Source organism: Pseudomonas sp. DF5 (assembly GCF_058148225.1).
On the sequence record NZ_JBYVYM010000012.1, the window covers coordinates 57,062 to 72,978 of the forward strand.

The 15,917-nt window shown below is 59.7% G+C and carries 14 protein-coding genes; 4 read left to right on the forward strand and 10 right to left on the reverse strand.

The window, feature by feature from the left end; all coding sequences use genetic code 11:
* Positions 1-138: 138 nt before the first annotated feature.
* The 3 genes from clpB to rluD form a co-directional block, all read right to left on the reverse strand.
* Positions 139-2,703 (reverse strand): ATP-dependent chaperone ClpB, encoded by a 2,565-nt coding sequence (gene clpB, locus AC30D7_RS13245; RefSeq protein WP_490134354.1) that lies wholly within the window; start codon positions 2,701-2,703, stop codon positions 139-141.
* Positions 2,704-2,845: 142 nt separating this feature from the next.
* On the reverse strand, positions 2,846-3,568 hold the full coding sequence (gene pgeF, locus AC30D7_RS13250) for a peptidoglycan editing factor PgeF (protein WP_490134355.1): 723 nt from the start codon (positions 3,566-3,568) through the stop codon (positions 2,846-2,848).
* Entirely contained in the window at positions 3,565-4,527 is a 963-nt protein-coding gene (gene rluD, locus AC30D7_RS13255) for a 23S rRNA pseudouridine(1911/1915/1917) synthase RluD (RefSeq protein ID WP_007901932.1), read from the reverse strand. Before rluD ends, pgeF begins: the two co-directional genes overlap by 4 nt.
* Before the next feature lie 151 nt (positions 4,528-4,678).
* Here rluD and AC30D7_RS13260 point away from each other — a divergent pair, with 151 nt between their 5' ends.
* The 4 genes from AC30D7_RS13260 to AC30D7_RS13275 all read left to right on the forward strand — a co-directional run bounded on the left by AC30D7_RS13260 (position 4,679) and on the right by AC30D7_RS13275 (position 8,987).
* Positions 4,679-5,695, forward strand: a complete 1,017-nt coding sequence (locus AC30D7_RS13260; protein WP_230173156.1) for an outer membrane protein assembly factor BamD — start codon at positions 4,679-4,681, stop codon at positions 5,693-5,695.
* 136 nt (positions 5,696-5,831) lie between these two features.
* The gene (locus tag AC30D7_RS13265) at positions 5,832-6,065 is read left to right on the forward strand and encodes a PP0621 family protein (protein ID WP_490134356.1); all 234 of its coding nucleotides are present in this window, start codon (positions 5,832-5,834) and stop codon (positions 6,063-6,065) included.
* Positions 6,055-7,644 carry a sensor histidine kinase gene (locus AC30D7_RS13270; RefSeq protein WP_490134357.1) on the forward strand — a complete coding sequence of 530 codons (1,590 nt, stop codon included), beginning with the start codon at positions 6,055-6,057 and terminating at the stop codon, positions 7,642-7,644. The genes AC30D7_RS13265 and AC30D7_RS13270 overlap by 11 nt, the downstream gene beginning before the upstream one ends.
* Positions 7,641-8,987: a sigma-54-dependent transcriptional regulator gene (locus tag AC30D7_RS13275; RefSeq protein ID WP_490134358.1), complete on the forward strand. Its 1,347-nt coding sequence runs from the start codon at positions 7,641-7,643 to the stop codon at positions 8,985-8,987. The genes AC30D7_RS13270 and AC30D7_RS13275 overlap by 4 nt, the downstream gene beginning before the upstream one ends.
* Before the next feature lie 19 nt (positions 8,988-9,006).
* Here the strand turns inward: AC30D7_RS13275 and thiO are convergent, their stop codons facing one another.
* The 7 genes from thiO to AC30D7_RS13310 are packed head-to-tail and all read right to left on the reverse strand — an operon-like array spanning position 9,007 to position 15,804.
* A complete protein-coding gene (thiO, locus tag AC30D7_RS13280; RefSeq protein ID WP_490134359.1) occupies positions 9,007-10,107 on the reverse strand; it encodes a glycine oxidase ThiO in 1,101 nt (366 codons plus the stop codon).
* Positions 10,108-10,163: 56 nt separating this feature from the next.
* Positions 10,164-10,565, reverse strand: coding sequence for a type IV pilin protein (locus AC30D7_RS13285; RefSeq protein WP_019581258.1), 402 nt, complete (start codon positions 10,563-10,565; stop codon positions 10,164-10,166).
* A gap of 13 nt (positions 10,566-10,578) precedes the next feature.
* Complete coding sequence (locus AC30D7_RS13290; protein ID WP_490134360.1) at positions 10,579-13,698, reverse strand: pilus assembly protein; 3,120 nt, start codon at positions 13,696-13,698, stop codon at positions 10,579-10,581.
* Positions 13,685-14,164 carry a pilus assembly PilX family protein gene (locus tag AC30D7_RS13295; protein WP_490134361.1) on the reverse strand — a complete coding sequence of 160 codons (480 nt, stop codon included), beginning with the start codon at positions 14,162-14,164 and terminating at the stop codon, positions 13,685-13,687. Before AC30D7_RS13295 ends, AC30D7_RS13290 begins: the two co-directional genes overlap by 14 nt.
* 10 nt (positions 14,165-14,174) lie before the next feature.
* Positions 14,175-14,888 (reverse strand): PilW family protein, encoded by a 714-nt coding sequence (locus AC30D7_RS13300; RefSeq protein WP_490134362.1) that lies wholly within the window; start codon positions 14,886-14,888, stop codon positions 14,175-14,177.
* Positions 14,885-15,334 (reverse strand): type IV pilus modification protein PilV, encoded by a 450-nt coding sequence (gene pilV / locus AC30D7_RS13305; RefSeq protein WP_019581262.1) that lies wholly within the window; start codon positions 15,332-15,334, stop codon positions 14,885-14,887. Before pilV ends, AC30D7_RS13300 begins: the two co-directional genes overlap by 4 nt.
* Positions 15,331-15,804, reverse strand: a complete 474-nt coding sequence (locus AC30D7_RS13310; protein WP_490134363.1) for a GspH/FimT family pseudopilin — start codon at positions 15,802-15,804, stop codon at positions 15,331-15,333. The genes pilV and AC30D7_RS13310 overlap by 4 nt, the downstream gene beginning before the upstream one ends.
* Positions 15,805-15,917: the final 113 nt, after the last annotated feature.

Genomic DNA, 15,917 nt, shown 5'->3' on the forward strand with positions numbered 1-15,917 from the left:
CCTGCTTGGGGAGCAGAAACCCCCTCGGGGTGACTTACTGCGGGGCGCACTTTACAAGCATTTTCCTTTGAGTTCAACAGCCTATCGAAAAAAAGGCCTCGCAATGCGAGGCCTCTTTCATTTTGTTGCCGCCGGGTGTCAGACGAAGACGATTTCGTCGTTCTCCACCACACCTTTGGCGGTCTCGCCCGGCATGTACCGACCCGACAGAATCAGCTGCGCCAGCGGGTTCTCGATCCAGCGCTGGATCGCCCGTTTGAGCGGCCGTGCGCCATAGACCGGGTCGTAACCGACGGCTATCAGCTTATCCATCGCTTCCGGGCTCAGCTCAAGCTTCAGCTCGCGCTCGGTCAGGCGGCTACGCAGGCGACTCAACTGGATCTCGGTGATGCCGGCGATCTGATCCCGAGCCAGCGGCTCGAAGATCACCACTTCGTCGACCCGGTTGATGAACTCCGGCCGGAAGTGCGTGGAAATCGCATCCATCACCGCTGCACGCTGCGCTTCACGATCGCCGATCAGCTCCTGAATCTGCACCGAGCCGAGGTTGGAGGTCATGACGATCACAGTATTTTTGAAATCCACCGTGCGGCCATGGCTGTCGGTCAAACGGCCATCTTCAAGCACTTGCAGCAAGATGTTGAACACATCCGGGTGGGCCTTCTCGACCTCATCCAGCAGGATCACCGAGTAAGGCTTGCGACGCACCGCCTCGGTCAGGTAACCGCCCTCCTCATAGCCCACGTAGCCCGGTGGCGCGCCGATCAGTCGAGCCACGGAATGCTTCTCCATGAACTCGGACATGTCGATCCGCACCATCGCCTCCTCAGTATCAAAGAGGAACTCGGCCAGCGCCTTGCACAACTCGGTTTTCCCGACACCGGTCGGGCCGAGGAACATGAACGAACCGCTCGGGCGATTCGGATCGGACAACCCGGCACGGGAACGCCGCACTGCGTTGGAGACGGCGATCACTGCTTCGTCCTGACCGATCACACGTTGGTGCAACAGGCTTTCCATCTTCATCAGTTTTTCGCGCTCGCCCTCGAGCATTTTCGCCACGGGGATGCCGGTCCACTTCGACACGACTTCAGCGATCTCTTCTTCAGTCACCTTGCTGCGCAACAACTGGTTTTCGCTTTTACCGTGCTGGTCGACCATTTGCAGGCTGCGCTCCAGGTCCGGGATCACCCCGTATTGCAGCTCGGCCATGCGGTTCAGATCGCCTTTACGGCGTGCGGCTTCCAGTTCCTGACGGGACTGTTCGATTTTCTGCTGGATCTGCGCCGAACCCTGGACTTCGGCTTTTTCCGAGTTCCAGATTTCTTCGAGGTCCGAATACTCACGCTCATGACGGGCGATTTCTTCCTGCAGTTTTTCCAGACGTTTCTTCGCCGCCTCGTCGCTTTCTTTCTTCAGCGCCTGGGATTCCACCTTCAGTTGAATCAGACGACGTTCCAGGCGGTCCAGCACTTCCGGCTTGGAGTCGATTTCCATGCGGATGCGGCTGGCGGCTTCGTCGATCAGGTCGATGGCCTTGTCCGGCAACTGACGGTCAGTGATGTAGCGATGGCTGAGCTTGGCCGCGGCGATGATCGCACCATCGGTGATTGCCACCTTGTGGTGAACCTCGTAGCGTTCTTTCAGGCCACGCAGGATGGCGATGGTGTCTTCTTCGCTCGGCTCGTCTACCAGGACTTTCTGGAAGCGCCGTTCGAGGGCTGCGTCCTTCTCTATATATTGGCGGTACTCGTTGAGCGTGGTCGCACCGACGCAATGCAATTCACCGCGAGCCAATGCGGGTTTGAGCATGTTGCCTGCGTCCATCGAGCCTTCGCCCTTGCCCGCGCCGACCATGGTGTGCAATTCGTCGATGAACAGAATGATCTGCCCTTCCTGCTTCGACAGTTCGTTGAGCAGGGACTTGAGGCGTTCTTCGAACTCGCCGCGATACTTGGCACCGGCAATCAGCGCCCCCATGTCCAGGGACAACAGACGCTTGCTTTTGAGGCCATCCGGCACTTCACCGTTGATGATGCGCTGAGCCAGACCTTCGGCGATCGCAGTCTTACCCACGCCAGGCTCACCGATCAGCACCGGGTTGTTCTTGGTGCGGCGTTGCAGAACCTGAATGGTGCGGCGAATTTCATCGTCACGGCCGATCACCGGATCAAGCTTGCCCTCTTCGGCGCGCTTGGTCAGGTCGATGGTGTATTTATCCAGCGCCTGACGTGATTCTTCCTGGTTGGCGTCATTGACCGCTTCACCGCCACGCAGGTTATTGATCGCGTTTTCCAGGGCTTTCTTGCTCACGCCCTGACCGAGCAGCAATTTACCCAACTTGCTGTTCTCGTCCATCGCGGCGAGCAGCACCAGTTCGCTGGAAATGAATTGGTCACCCTTCTGCTGGGCCAGGCGATCAGCCTGGTTGAGCAGGCGCGCCAGATCCTGCGACATGTTCACGTCGCCGGTCGGGTTCTGGATTTTCGGCAACTGATCAAGTGCCTTGGTCAGTTCTTTACGCAAGCTGCTGACGTCGAACCCCACCTGCATCAACAGGGGTTTGATCGACCCCCCCTGCTGTTCAAGCATGGCCTGCATCAAATGCGCCGGCTCGATGGCCGGATGATCGAGACCGACGGCCAGGGATTGGGCGTCGGACAAGGCTAACTGCAACTTGCTGGTTAAACGGTCTATACGCATGGGTCACCTTCCTTTTGAGCAGGCCGGACCTATAAACAACCCGAATAAAGAAACCTGCCAGATACCGCTATAGATGTGGTCGATTCTGGGAGATTCAAGCGTCGTGCAGTTGATGTAGATCAGAGAAGTCGAGCGTTCGAGTCTAGTGTTCGAGCCAAACCAGGGAGGCAAACCGGCCGGTGCGAGGGCTGCGGCGGTAAGAAAAGAAACGTGGATCGGTCACTGTGCAGAAACCACCGCCATAAACAGCTGTGACACCGCGAGCGGCCAGACGCAATCGCGCCAGTTCATAGATGTCGGCCATGAACTTGCCAGCATTCTGGCTCGGCACGAAGGCTTTGGCGGCTTCAGGCAATTGCTGGACGAAGGTTTCGCGCACTTCCGGGCCGACTTCAAAAGCTTGAGGGCCAATGGCCGGGCCGAGCCAGACCAGCACCTCTTCAGGTGGCACGGCCAGACTGTCGAGGGTCGCTTCCAGCACACCCGCCGCCAGCCCGCGCCAACCGGCATGGGCGGCAGCGACGCGGGTGCCGGCACGGTCGCAAAACAGCGCAGGAAGGCAGTCGGCGGTCATCGCTGTGCAAGCGATACCGGGTGTTGCCGTCCAGCTGGCGTCGGCAGTGGCTACCAGGCTTGGGTCCGCTTGGGCCACGACAATGCCGTGAACCTGTTGCAACCAGGCCGGTTGAATCGAGAAACGATCGGTGAGGCGACGGCGGTTTTCGGCGACAGCTTCAGGGCTGTCGTCGACATGATCGCCCAGGTTGAGGCTGTCGAACGGCGCCAGACTGACGCCGCCCGCACGGGTGGTAACGCAGGCTTTGACGCTGGCCGGCGCGGGCCAGTCAGGCGTCAGCCAGGTCATCCGATGAACGCCTCGCGGTCTTGCTTGAGCAGCGACAGCAACCAGACGAAGTCGTCCGGCAGTGGCGATTCCCAGCTCATGCGTTTACCGGTGGTCGGATGATCCAGCTCCAGGAACCGCGCATGCAGTGCCTGACGCGGGAAGTTCTTCAGGGATTCGACCATGGTCACGCTGGCGGCCGGTGGAATACGGAAACGACCGCCGTAGGCAGGATCTCCAACCAACGGGTAGTTGATGTGCGCCATGTGCACGCGAATCTGGTGCGTACGACCGGTTTCCAGCTTCACCCGCACGTGAGTGTGGGAGCGGAAACGCTCGAGCACGCGGTAATGGCTGACCGCTTGCTTGCCACCTTCCATCACCGCCATGCGCTGGCGTTGCTGACCGTGACGACCAATTGGCGCGTTGATCTTGCCGCCGGCAGTCACTACACCGATCACGATGCACTCGTAGATCCGGCTGACACTGCGGCTCTGCAATTGAGTCACCAGCTGTGTCTGCGCCTGAATGGTCTTGGCCACCACCATCAGACCGGTGGTGTCCTTGTCCAGGCGATGCACGATACCGGCGCGGGGCACATTGATGATGTCCGGCACGTGGTGCAGCAAGGCATTGAGCAAGGTGCCGTCGGCGTGACCGGCAGCCGGATGCACCACCAGGCCCGCAGGCTTGTTGATCACCAGGATGTCGTCGTCTTCATAGACGATGTCCAGCTCAATGTCTTGAGCGATCCATTCGCCCTGAGCTTCCTGCTCGGCAGTCAGCTCAAGAATGGCGCCACCGTGAACGATGTCTCGCGGGCGGATAACCGCCCCATCCACAGTCAGGCGGCCGTCTTTGATCCAGGCGGAAAGGCGCGAGCGCGAGTGCTCAGCGAATAATTGTGCGGCGACTTGATCGAGGCGTTGGCCGCCCAATTCGGACGGCACCTCTGCGCGAAGTTCAATTTTATCGGACATGCTCAGACTAGGCGTCGGCACAGCCTTTGGTTTCGGCTGCGCGCTTGTGGTTAAATACGGCGTCTTTTGCCCCGAGGCTTTTCAACGGGGCACTCATCATAACAGGACGGCCCCGCCCAAGACAGCGGCCGTCATAGGGACGCAAGCCGCCATGCAAGTGAAACACCTGCTGCTGATCGCCATCCTCGCATTGACCGCTGCTTGCTCATCGAAGGAAGTCGTAGACGAAAACCTGAGCGAAGTCGAGCTGTACCAGCAGGCTCAGCACGATCTGGACAACAACAGCTACACCGCCGCCACAGCCAAGCTGAAGGCGCTGGAGTCGCGTTATCCGTTCGGTCGCTATGCCGATCAGGCTCAACTCGAGCTCATCTACGCCAACTACAAGAACTCCGAGCCTGAGGCAGCGAAGTCCGCCGCCGAGCGATTCATTCGTCTGCACCCGCAGCACCCGAACGTCGATTACGCCTACTACCTCAAGGGTCTGACCTCTTTTGACCAGGACGTCGGCCTGCTGGCGCGCTTCCTGCCACTGGACATGACCAAGCGTGACCCGGGCGCCGCCCGCGACTCCTACAACGAGTTCGCCCAACTGACCAGCCGCTACCCGAACAGCCGCTACGCGCCGGACGCCAAGCAGCGCATGATTTACCTGCGCAACCTGCTGGCGGCCTACGAAATCCACGTTGCCGACTACTACCTGACCCGTCAGGCCTACGTTGCCGCCGCCAACCGTGGCCGTTATGTAGTGGAAAACTTCCAGGAAACCCCATCAGTCGGTGACGGCCTGGCGGTGATGACCGAAGCCTACCAGCGTCTGCACCTGGACGAACTGGCTGCGACCACCCTCGAAACCCTGAAACTCAACTACCCGAACCACCCGAGCCTGGTGGACGGTCAGTTCGTGCCATCGGTAGCCGAAGCCGACAACCGTTCGTGGCTGAGCAAGGCCACCCTGGGCCTGATCGAATCCCGTCCGCCACTGCCGCCGGGCGAAACCCGCGCCAACCAGGACGTGCAGAAGCAGTTCCAGGATGCCAAGGACGCGATTCCGAACGAGCTCAAGCCTAAAGATGAAAACGGCGATGTGATCGAAGAACCGGAACCCGAGTCCAGCAACACCGACCGTTCCTGGTTCAGTCACATGACCTTCGGCCTGTTCGACTGACGCGGGGATGTTGTACCGGGAAGGCGCCTTTCGAGGCGCCTTTTTTATTGCCGGATTTTTGGGTGAGCGTATTGCGCTGTGCGCTTGACCCGTCCTTGGCTAAACTGCCAATTCATTAATCAAAAAGCAGCTCACCATGCTTCGTCTATTGTTCTGGATCGCCCTGATTGCCGCGGCCGTATGGTTCTGGCGCAAGTTCAAGGGCCCGACGTCGGTCGCCAACACCCCGCGCGAGCAAGACGCTCCGCCCATGGTTCGCTGTGCTCATTGTGGCGTACACCTGCCCCGCGACCGTGCGCTGAAACTCGAACAACAGTGGTATTGCAGCCAGGCTCACCTTGAGCAAGGCCCGGGTTCCAGTGTTCGCTGAGACGCCCAGTCCCGGCAACAAACAGGCCCAGCGGCTGCTGCGCCTCTACCACCTCTACCGCTTAATCGTCGGCATCACCCTGGTGCTGTTGATCTCCAGCAACATGGACAACCAGTTGCTGAAGTTCGCCAATGACGACCTGCTGCGCAACGGCAGCTGGTTGTACCTGGTGCTGAATATCCTGCTGGTGGTCTTTCTGGGGAACACCCGGCGCCCCGCACAGCTGTTCAGCCTGGCGTTGGTCGATGTCTTGCTGCTGTGCGGCCTGTTCTATGCCGCAGGCGGCATGGCCAGCGCCATCGGCAATTTGCTGATCGTCTCGGTAGCCATCAGCAATACCTTACTGCGCGGGCGTATCGGTCTGCTGATTGCAGCGGTCGGAGCCCTTGGTATCGTGGGTTTGAGCTTTATCCTGAGCTTCAGCCATCCCACCAGCCCCAGCGATTACCTGCAAATCGGCACCCTCGGCGCCCTGTGTTTTGCCGCGGCACTGCTGGTGCAGGGCTTGAGCCGACGACTGGAAATCAGCGAAACCCTGGCCGAACAGCGAGCCAGTGAAGTGCTCGGGCTTGAAGCCCTCAATGCACTGATCCTGCAACGCATGCGCACGGGCATCCTGGTGCTTGACGACCAGCGGCGAGTGCAACTGGCCAATCACAGCGCCTTGACCTTGTTGGGGCAGGAAAAACTGGATGGCCAATTGATCGACGATTATTCGATACCGTTGGTCGAGCGGCTCCAATTGTGGTTCAACAATCCGACGTTGCGCCCGCAAAGCCTGAAAATCGCCAGCAATGGCCTGGAGCTGCAACCGAGCTTCATTGCCCTGGACCAAAGCCCGCACCACCAGACGCTGGTCTTTCTCGAAGACCTGGCCCAAATCGCCCAACAGGCCCAACAACTGAAACTCGCCGCCCTCGGCCGCCTGACCGCAGGGATTGCCCATGAGATCCGCAATCCACTGGGCGCCATTAGTCACGCCGCGCAGTTACTGCAGGAATCCGAGGAACTGAACGGTGCGGACCGGCGTCTGACGCAGATTATTCAAGACCACTCTCAGCGCATGAATCGGGTAATCGAAAACGTCCTGCAACTGTCCCGTCGCCAGCAAACAGTGCCGCAACGGCTCGATTTGAAGCCGTGGCTGGTGCACTTCGTCGCCGAAACCCGTGAAGGGGCGACCGAACGTCAGCAGATTCACCTGCGCATCGGCCCAGGAGACTTCAAAACCCTGATGGATCCGAATCAGCTGACCCAGATCCTCGATAACCTGGTGCGCAACGCCTGGCGCCATAGCGCCCTGAAGCATGATCAGGCACAGGCCTGGCTCGAGTTGTTTATCGACCCGGACAGCCAGTTGCCGACCCTTGAAGTGCTCGATGATGGCCCCGGCGTCGAGCCGGAGCAGCGCACGCACTTGTTCGAACCGTTCTTCACCACCAGCAGCCAGGGTACTGGCCTGGGGCTTTATCTGTCCCGTGAGCTGTGCGAAAGCAATCAAGCCCGCCTAGACTTCAAACCACGCCAAGGCGGCGGCTGCTTTCGCATCACCTTTGCTCACGGACGGAAACAAAGTTGAACACGAGCCCACGGCAAAAAATCCTCATCGTCGACGACGAGCCGGATATCCGCGAACTCCTGGAAATCACCCTGGGACGGATGAAACTCGACACCTTCAGCGCACGTAACCTCGCAGAAGCGCAGGCGCTATTGGCACGGGATACGTTTGACCTGTGCCTGACCGACATGCGCCTGCCTGACGGCACCGGTCTGACGCTGGTACAACATATCCAGCAGCGCTATGCGCAAGTGCCGGTGGCGATGATCACCGCCTATGGCAGCCTGGAGACGGCAATCAATGCCCTCAAGGCCGGCGCCTTCGACTTTCTGACCAAACCGGTCGACCTCACCCGCCTGCGCGAACTGGTCATCAGTGCCCTGAGTTTGCCCGCGCCTGGCGGGGCCAGCAGCGCCATCGACCGTCGGCTGCTCGGCGACACACTGCCGATGCGCAGCCTGCGCAAACAAATCGACAAACTGGCCCGCAGCCAGGCTCCGGTGTACATCAGTGGCGAGTCCGGCAGCGGCAAGGAACTGGTCGCTCGACTGATCCACGAGCAAGGCCCGCGCGCCAGCCGACCGTTCGTCCCGGTGAACTGTGGGGCAATTCCGTCGGAATTGATGGAAAGCGAATTTTTCGGCCATCGCAAAGGCAGTTTCAGCGGCGCTATCGAAGACAAACCCGGGCTGTTCCAGGCCGCCAATGGTGGCACTTTGTTCCTCGACGAAGTGGCTGACCTACCGCTGGCAATGCAGGTCAAACTGCTGCGGGCCATACAGGAGAAAGCCGTTCGCAGCATCGGTGGCCAGCAGGAAACCGTGGTCGATGTGCGCATCCTCTGCGCCACCCACAAAGACCTCGACGCCGAAGTCGCCGCCGAACGCTTTCGCCAGGACCTGTACTACCGCTTGAACGTGATCGAGCTGCGAGTACCGTCCTTGCGCGAACGCCGCGACGACATTGAGCTTCTGGCCAACAACATGCTCAAGCGACTGGCGGCCGGCACTGGCCAGCCCCCTGCAAAACTCCACCCACAAGCCCTCGAAGCGCTGAAAAACTATCGCTTTCCAGGAAACGTGCGGGAATTGGAGAACATGCTCGAGCGGGCGCACACCCTGTGCGAGAACAAACAGATCGAAGCCAACGACCTGCGCCTGGCCGAAGGCAACTGCAACCCGGACGGCGGCGTGCCTGACCTGACACAGATCGACAACCTGGAGGCCTATCTGGAAAACGTTGAACGCAAACTCATTCTCCAGGCCCTGGAGGAAACCCGCTGGAACCGTACGGCGGCGGCCCAGCGCTTGAATCTGTCGTTTCGGTCGATGCGCTATAGGCTGAAGAAACTGGGTTTGGATTGAACCGTTAAAAGATCTTCTGTCAGATTCGCCCGGCTGGCGCATACGGCGCAGGGTCGATAATCGGTGCCCGCCCCAGCATCACATCGGCAAATAACTGACACGATGCCGGCGCCAGCACCAATCCGTTGCGGTAATGTCCGCAGTTGAGCCAGAGCCCGTCATATCCCGGCACCCGACCGATATAGGGGATCCCTTCAGGCGACCCGGGCCGCAGCCCTGCCCAATGCCCCACCACCTCGGCATCCGCCAACGCCGGAATCAACTCCACCGCCGATGCCTTCAGGCTTTCCAGCGCAGTGTCGGTCGGCGTCTTGTCGAAGCCCTCATGCTCAAGCGTGCTGCCGATCAGGATGTGCCCGTCGCGCCGGGGAATGGCATATCGCCCCTTTGCCAGGACCATGCTTGGCAGGAAGTCCGCCGCGCACTTGTAGAGAATCATCTGGCCCTTGACCGGTTCGACCGGCAGCTCCAGGTCCAGTTTTTTCAGCAAGTCCCCACTCCAGGCCCCCGCTGTCAAAACCACCTCATCACCCCGAATGGCCCCTATCGAGGTCTGTACCCCGACCACCGCAGCGCCTTCACGGATAAACCCGCTGACCTCGCATTGCTCATGAATCGTCACGTTTGGCAGCGCCTGCAAGGCGGCCTTGAGGGATTTCACCAGCCGTGGATTACGCACATTGGCCACATCGGCCATGTAGATCGCCCGGGAAAAACCGGTGCCCAATACCGGCACCGCATCGTGCGCCGCAGAGATATCCACAGCCCGCAGCGGACGGTTCTCCCGTTCGGCCCAAGCGAGCGCTTCGGCCTCGTCATCCAGGTCCAGCCAGTACAACCCGGTGGTGTGCACTTCAGGATCGACACCGGTGGCAGCGAACAAACGCTCCGCCAGCTGTGGATAAAAATCCTGGGACCAATGAGCCAGTGCAGTGACCGCCGGGCTGTAGCGCCACGGGTAGAGCGGCGAGACGATTCCGCCACCGGCCCAGGAAGATTCCTGACCGACGTTCGAGCGGTCCAGCAGCACCACGCTCTGCACTTCGGACGCGAGATTGAACGCCGTCAGCAGGCCAATCACCCCGCCACCGACAATCACCACTTGCTGTTGACTGCTCATGTTCTGATCCAACCGTTCAATAGACAGAGGGCGCAAAAGGCGCCCGAAAAAGGAACTCAGCGACCCCAGCAATCCTTGGTGGCCAGACCGGACGCGGCATTGACCATGCTCCTGACACCGGTATTGGTGAGGGTGAAATCACCGCACTTGTCGCTGGCCATGGTCGAACCGGCCTTGCGTGTTGCCGTCAGCAGGAAGGTCTGATCGGTCAGGGTCGGGGTGATGGTGTAGAAATCATTGCCGGCGCTGAGGCCGGTGGCATTGGTGTAGACATTATTCTTCGAATAGAAACGCTCGAGGATCTGCGCCTGCTCGGAAAGCAACCCGGCGACTTCAGTACGGCGGCCCTTTTTTACGTACTCGGTGAGGCTCGGATAGCCAATGGTGATAACGATCCCGATGATCGCAATCACGATCATGATTTCGATCAGGGTAAAACCTCGGTTGGATCTACGCATGCCTCACTCTCACTTACTGTATTTGTCGCCACATGATGCGACGGCCGCTGCCGCCACCGGATTTTTCCACCAGAGTGGTCACGCCACCACCGGAGTCGTTCACAATCTTGCGGGTTGCGTCATTGACGACCGCATTCAGGGTCGGGATACCACCGGTGAAGATCACCCCGCTGGAAATCGTGTCGTTGCCGTCGACCACCCCGTCGGCATTGGTGTCGAGTACCGCGTAATTGAGCATCTTACCGCTGAACGCATCGAGTTCGACCAGTTTGCCGGTGCCGAAGCTGGCACAGGGGTCCACGGTATCCACACTGAGCGTGGTAAAAACGATCCGCCCCGACACCAGACTGGCCTGATAGATCACTCGCTCCCCCGTTAGCACGTTGCTGTATACCAGGGGCAAGTACCAGCCTTTCTTGGCCGGGTAGGTCACCTCGTTCTGGCTGGTGGTGATGAATTGCCCGGTACTGCCCGAAAACACGCCGGTCACCGCCTGCGCCTGCAAACTGGAAACGGTGATTTGCCCCGCGCCCCCCTCGGCATCCCATACCGCGTAGAACGCCTGCAGATCCTTGTTGGTCTTGTCGGCAACCTCATTGAATTTGCCGGTGCCGAAAAACACCTCCTTGCCGCCCAACACGTGATCCGCCAGCAACGGTTGCGCGGTAATCGGCTGGGTCGCACCACCTGCAGTGGTGAACAACGGCTTGCCGGAAAACGCCACGCCCCAGGTGTCAGGGGTGGTGCCACTCAAATCGAACTTCCACAACCGCCCTTTCAGATCGCCCCCATAGGCAGCCTGCACCACATTCTGCGAGTTGACCCTGAGCTTCACCGACGACAGGCCGTTGGTGGTTTCGGTACTGTCGATCACGATTTTCTTGATCAGCGAGCCGTCGCGAATATCCACCACATACAACGCCGCCACCCCGGAGTTGCTGCCATAGCCGTTGGAGATAAACGCGGCCCAGCGACCATCGGCCAAGCGTGCCACTTCGGGGCGCGCATAGGCATAACCCAGATCATTGAAAACGTTCGCTGTACTGGCCGTGGCCGGTGCACTGATTTCCCACAGCGCTTTAGTTTCGTTACCGGCCGATGCGTCGAACAACTGCAGCGCATAGAAGGTTTTGCCGCCCGCCCCCGTGCCGCCAATCGCCAGGGTTTTCCAGGCGCTATTGAGCTGGGCATCGAACACGCCGACCTGGCCATCGACCAGAAACTTGTGGCTCACACCGTTGATGTAAGTGGGATCAGCGATGTCGTTCAGCGATGGCAGCACGCTGGAGGGCATGTAGGCATAACGCCTGACACCATTGGCCGAGTTGATGATGTTTACAAAACCGTCGTTGGCATTCACCACCAGGCTGGCATTCATGTTGGCCGCTTTGGTGGTCAGGTAAGTGCTGTAGCTGGTGTCTGCCACCAGATCAGACGCGGTTTTGTCCGTGGGCGCCGCCAGCACGAGTGGCGAATTGATAATGTCGCCGAGCAATACGCTGCGAACTTTCAGCCCGGTTTTGTTGATGCCCTTGCTCCACTCCACCAGATCGTTGCCGTTGATGCCGGTGGGCAGCCCCTGATTGAGGGAGGTCTGCTGCGCCGAAGAGAAATTGCTGTAGGCCAGGCTGACCGCGGCGTTGGTTTGCGTGTTCCAGGACTGATAGGTCGGCGCAGTGGCGCCGGGCACGATGGTCGTGTCGGTCGTCCACAGCACGGCGGCGGTGTTAACCGCGCCCGCCGACGTGAAGCCGAAGGACTTGATCGTCCCCCGCCAGTCCTTGGGATCGTAGCTGGTCTGGAAATAGCTCGAGTCACTGGTCAGGGTCGTACCGCTGGCCACGCCACTGCCACCTGAGCCGGCCTTGGAAGTGATGTCGCTCAGGGCAGCAGTCAGTGCATTGTTAAGTCCCGCACTGTCGCTCGCCTGGTAGTACTTGCCCTGCCCATAGGTCGCGGCATCCACCAACATCTGGTTTGCAGCGGTGAAACCCACGGTATAGGTGTTCATGTTCTGCTTGGGAAAATCCAGGGCGTCCCAGCTTTTGCCTGTGGCATCGGTTCCCGTGGAACGCATGTCGATGTCGAAAGCGAACTTGGCAATGTCATCCAGGTACAGGGTGTCGCCTTCATCGTCGCCTGAGGGGTCGGTACCATCGTTACTGCTGATCCCGTCCCAGTTCGGTAACCGGCTGCCACCCAGCGGATCATCGGTCGGAAAGGTTCGGTCGTAGGTCGGCAGACCATCGGTGATCACCACCCCGTAATTTTTCTGGCAACGGTACTGAATCGGACTGGTATAGGTGTCGGGTGTCGAGTTGTTGTACGGCGCCATGCCACGGAAATAACGAGTGATTTCGTAATAGGCTTCCGCCAGTGGCGTATTGGCTTGCGCGCTCAACTCGTCGATACCGGCGATCAGTGCGTTGTAATTGGTATCGGCCTGAGCCTGGGTCACAGTGCTGACTGCCAACAAATCGCTGATCGAGCGAGCGATGTAACCACCGTCATCCTTATGGTTGCCGACCGCCAGGTTAAACGTCGACAGGCCAATGCGCAGCGAACGGTTATTGGCCACCAACGTCTTGGAAACGTTGCGCGCCACGTTCATCCGGTAATCGTTGGGGATCGAGCCGTCGGTGAAGTCCCGGTCAGTATTGTTGGCCAGGCTGATCAGGTAGGACAAATAATTCGCCGTATACCGCGTGTCCTCGTTTCCCACCGGATCGGGAAGCTTCAGGCAAAGCGAATCCAGACCGAGAAGGCTGTTTTTATAAAAACCGTACCATCCGGCCTTCGAGCATGTTCCATGATTCAAACTCGACAAGGCGATATTGTTATCGGTCATGTCCAGGTCGCGGCCTTTGTTGCACGAACCATTGGAGAGGCAAATCGTCACCGGGGTGCGTACGACCGTCGGGTCGAAGCCGGCTGCCCAGATAATGTTGTTCATACTCCCCGAGTCATCGAGCAGCAACATCACATTGGGAGGCACGGCGGCGGCGCTCAACAGCGGCGAATCCGAAGGCGTGAAGGCGTAGGTCGGCGCGACCAGGTAAAGGCTCAAGGCCGCGCCGCAGAGCAGATGCAGTAACCAACGGCGCCAGCCTGCGCGGGTCTCAGTACTTCGCATAAATACTCTCCACCACACTGCGCGAGCTGCCCGCGATGCCCACGGCGGTCACCCGGTAAAGTGTTGCCGATGTGTTACTCGGCACGTTCACGGCCGTCAGGGTGGTACCAATGTTCTGCACCCCGTAAAAGCCGTTGCCGGCGGCGATCCAGCTCACCCCCGAGGTGGAGTTGAACCCGGCGGCGGTGATGACCGACGCCTCGGCCGGCGGTGCGCACTGGCTGGTGCCACTGCAGACCGGCAATGAGTAGGAATTCAGTTGCACCGCGCTTTCACCGACCCGCAACGCCGCTTCCGCCCCCTGGAATGACTGGTTGCGCAGGATCACGCTACTGGTCATTTTCTCCTGCAACGTGGCGCTCTGCATCGACGAGAGGCCGATCAATGTCAGCACCAGGAGAAACACCAGGCTGACCAACAGCGCCATGCCGCGCTGGGCATGAGGGGTCATGGGGGAACGATTCATCGGCCCTCCCTCATGGCAAGCGGTTGCGCAAGGCGGCAACCACGTTGAAGGTTTGATTGCGGACCCGGTTGTTGGGGTCGGTGAGGGTCAGCGTCAACCGCACACTGCGGATGCGTGCCGGATCGGACGGATTACTGCTGTAGCTGGAGGCGGCGGTGTCCGTGGCTGAACTGGCGAGGCCAAAGCTCACGCCGAAGGCACTGACGTTATTTATGAGCACCGCTTGAGTCGGCGTGCCGGTGCCGGAGCCCATCAGCAGTTGGTTGTTACTGAAGCTGTAGATCAGCCGCCTGATCGGAAACGCCAACTGCCCCGATGCCGGCGTGCGTAAACCGGTGTAGGCCGTCGCGGTATTTCGGCAGTCGGAAACCACCGTCCAGGTCGGCACCCCGCCACTGCCGCCGACATCTGCGGTGACCAGCGTCAATTTGAGATTGGCATTGTCCCAACTGATCGGCGTGAGCAGGCTGGCATTGAAATCCCCCGCCGAACTGGCGTCGGTAATCGTACCAAGGCAACCGAACATGCCGACCATGCGAATTTCCTGAATCATCTTGCTCAAGACGAACCGCGCATCTTCCTGCATGCCGGCAGCGGTGTTCTGGCTGACGTAGGTGTTTTTGGCGGCGATGAAAATCTGCGCCACGCCCAGGACCACGATCAGGCTCAACGCCAGGGCGATCAGCAATTCGATCAGGCCGAAACCTCTGCTGGTTCTGTTCATGGTGTCGTCACCGGATCAACGGTGGCACGGCTGGTGAGGACGAAACTGCGGCGCGAATCGGCGACATTGGCAGCCCGGGAGTCGTCCCAGGTAATGGTGATGGTGTACACCCGCTGGTAGCGGACGATGCTGCCGGTGGCCGTGGCCCCACCGAAATTGACGATATTGGTGGTGAAGTCGTAGAGGTCCTGATCCCGGGCCACGCTCAGGTTGCCCGAGGTCGGTGGCGTGACGGTGTAATCGGCGCCGGAGTTGGCGCGGATGCGGTCCATCATGTCGTAGGCGATAAAACTCGCCTGGCTGGTCATCCGTGAGCTGTCGGTGTACTTCAGCGCATTGAGCTGAATCGCCGCCGCGCCCAACAGACCCACAGCCAGCACCAACAACGCGACCAGTACCTCGATCAGCGTCATGCCCTCCTGTGCACGCTTGCTCCAACCCCTCATCCGCAACTTCCACCCAATAGAATTCGTCCGTTCAAACACACATTCAGCGTCCTGCTTTGCGCCCCCAGCACATAACTGATCACCACCGCCGTGGACGGCGCGGCCAAACCGCCGAGATTGTTGAAATCAATCGCGGTCACTCCTGAGGTTAGCGTCAGAGTTGCTCCGCTGCTCATCGCTGGAACAACCCGCAATACATTGGCCGGATTGCCAGTACCGTCATAAACGCTCAGCTCGCCAGTCCAGACACTGCCGCCGGCCGTCGGGCGAACCCGAGTGGTGAGGCCCCGATCAATCGCCTCAAGCCGTGCGTAATTGAGTGCCCGTTGCAAATCGCCGATCTCGGTGTCGGCCTTGTTGCTTTGCACCGAGCGGGTAAACGCCGGAACAGCGAGGGTGATCAGGATCAGAAACACCGCGAGCGTGGCCAGCAGCTCAATCAGCGTGAAACCTTTTGTACGATGATCCATCGATGCCCTCCGTTGCCGTCGGCTATACCTGCTTCTACACGCTAGAACATTAGACCGGCGCATGTACGGTTGTTTTGCCATTACTCGCGCAAGGATCGCGCGGGCCGCAGTAC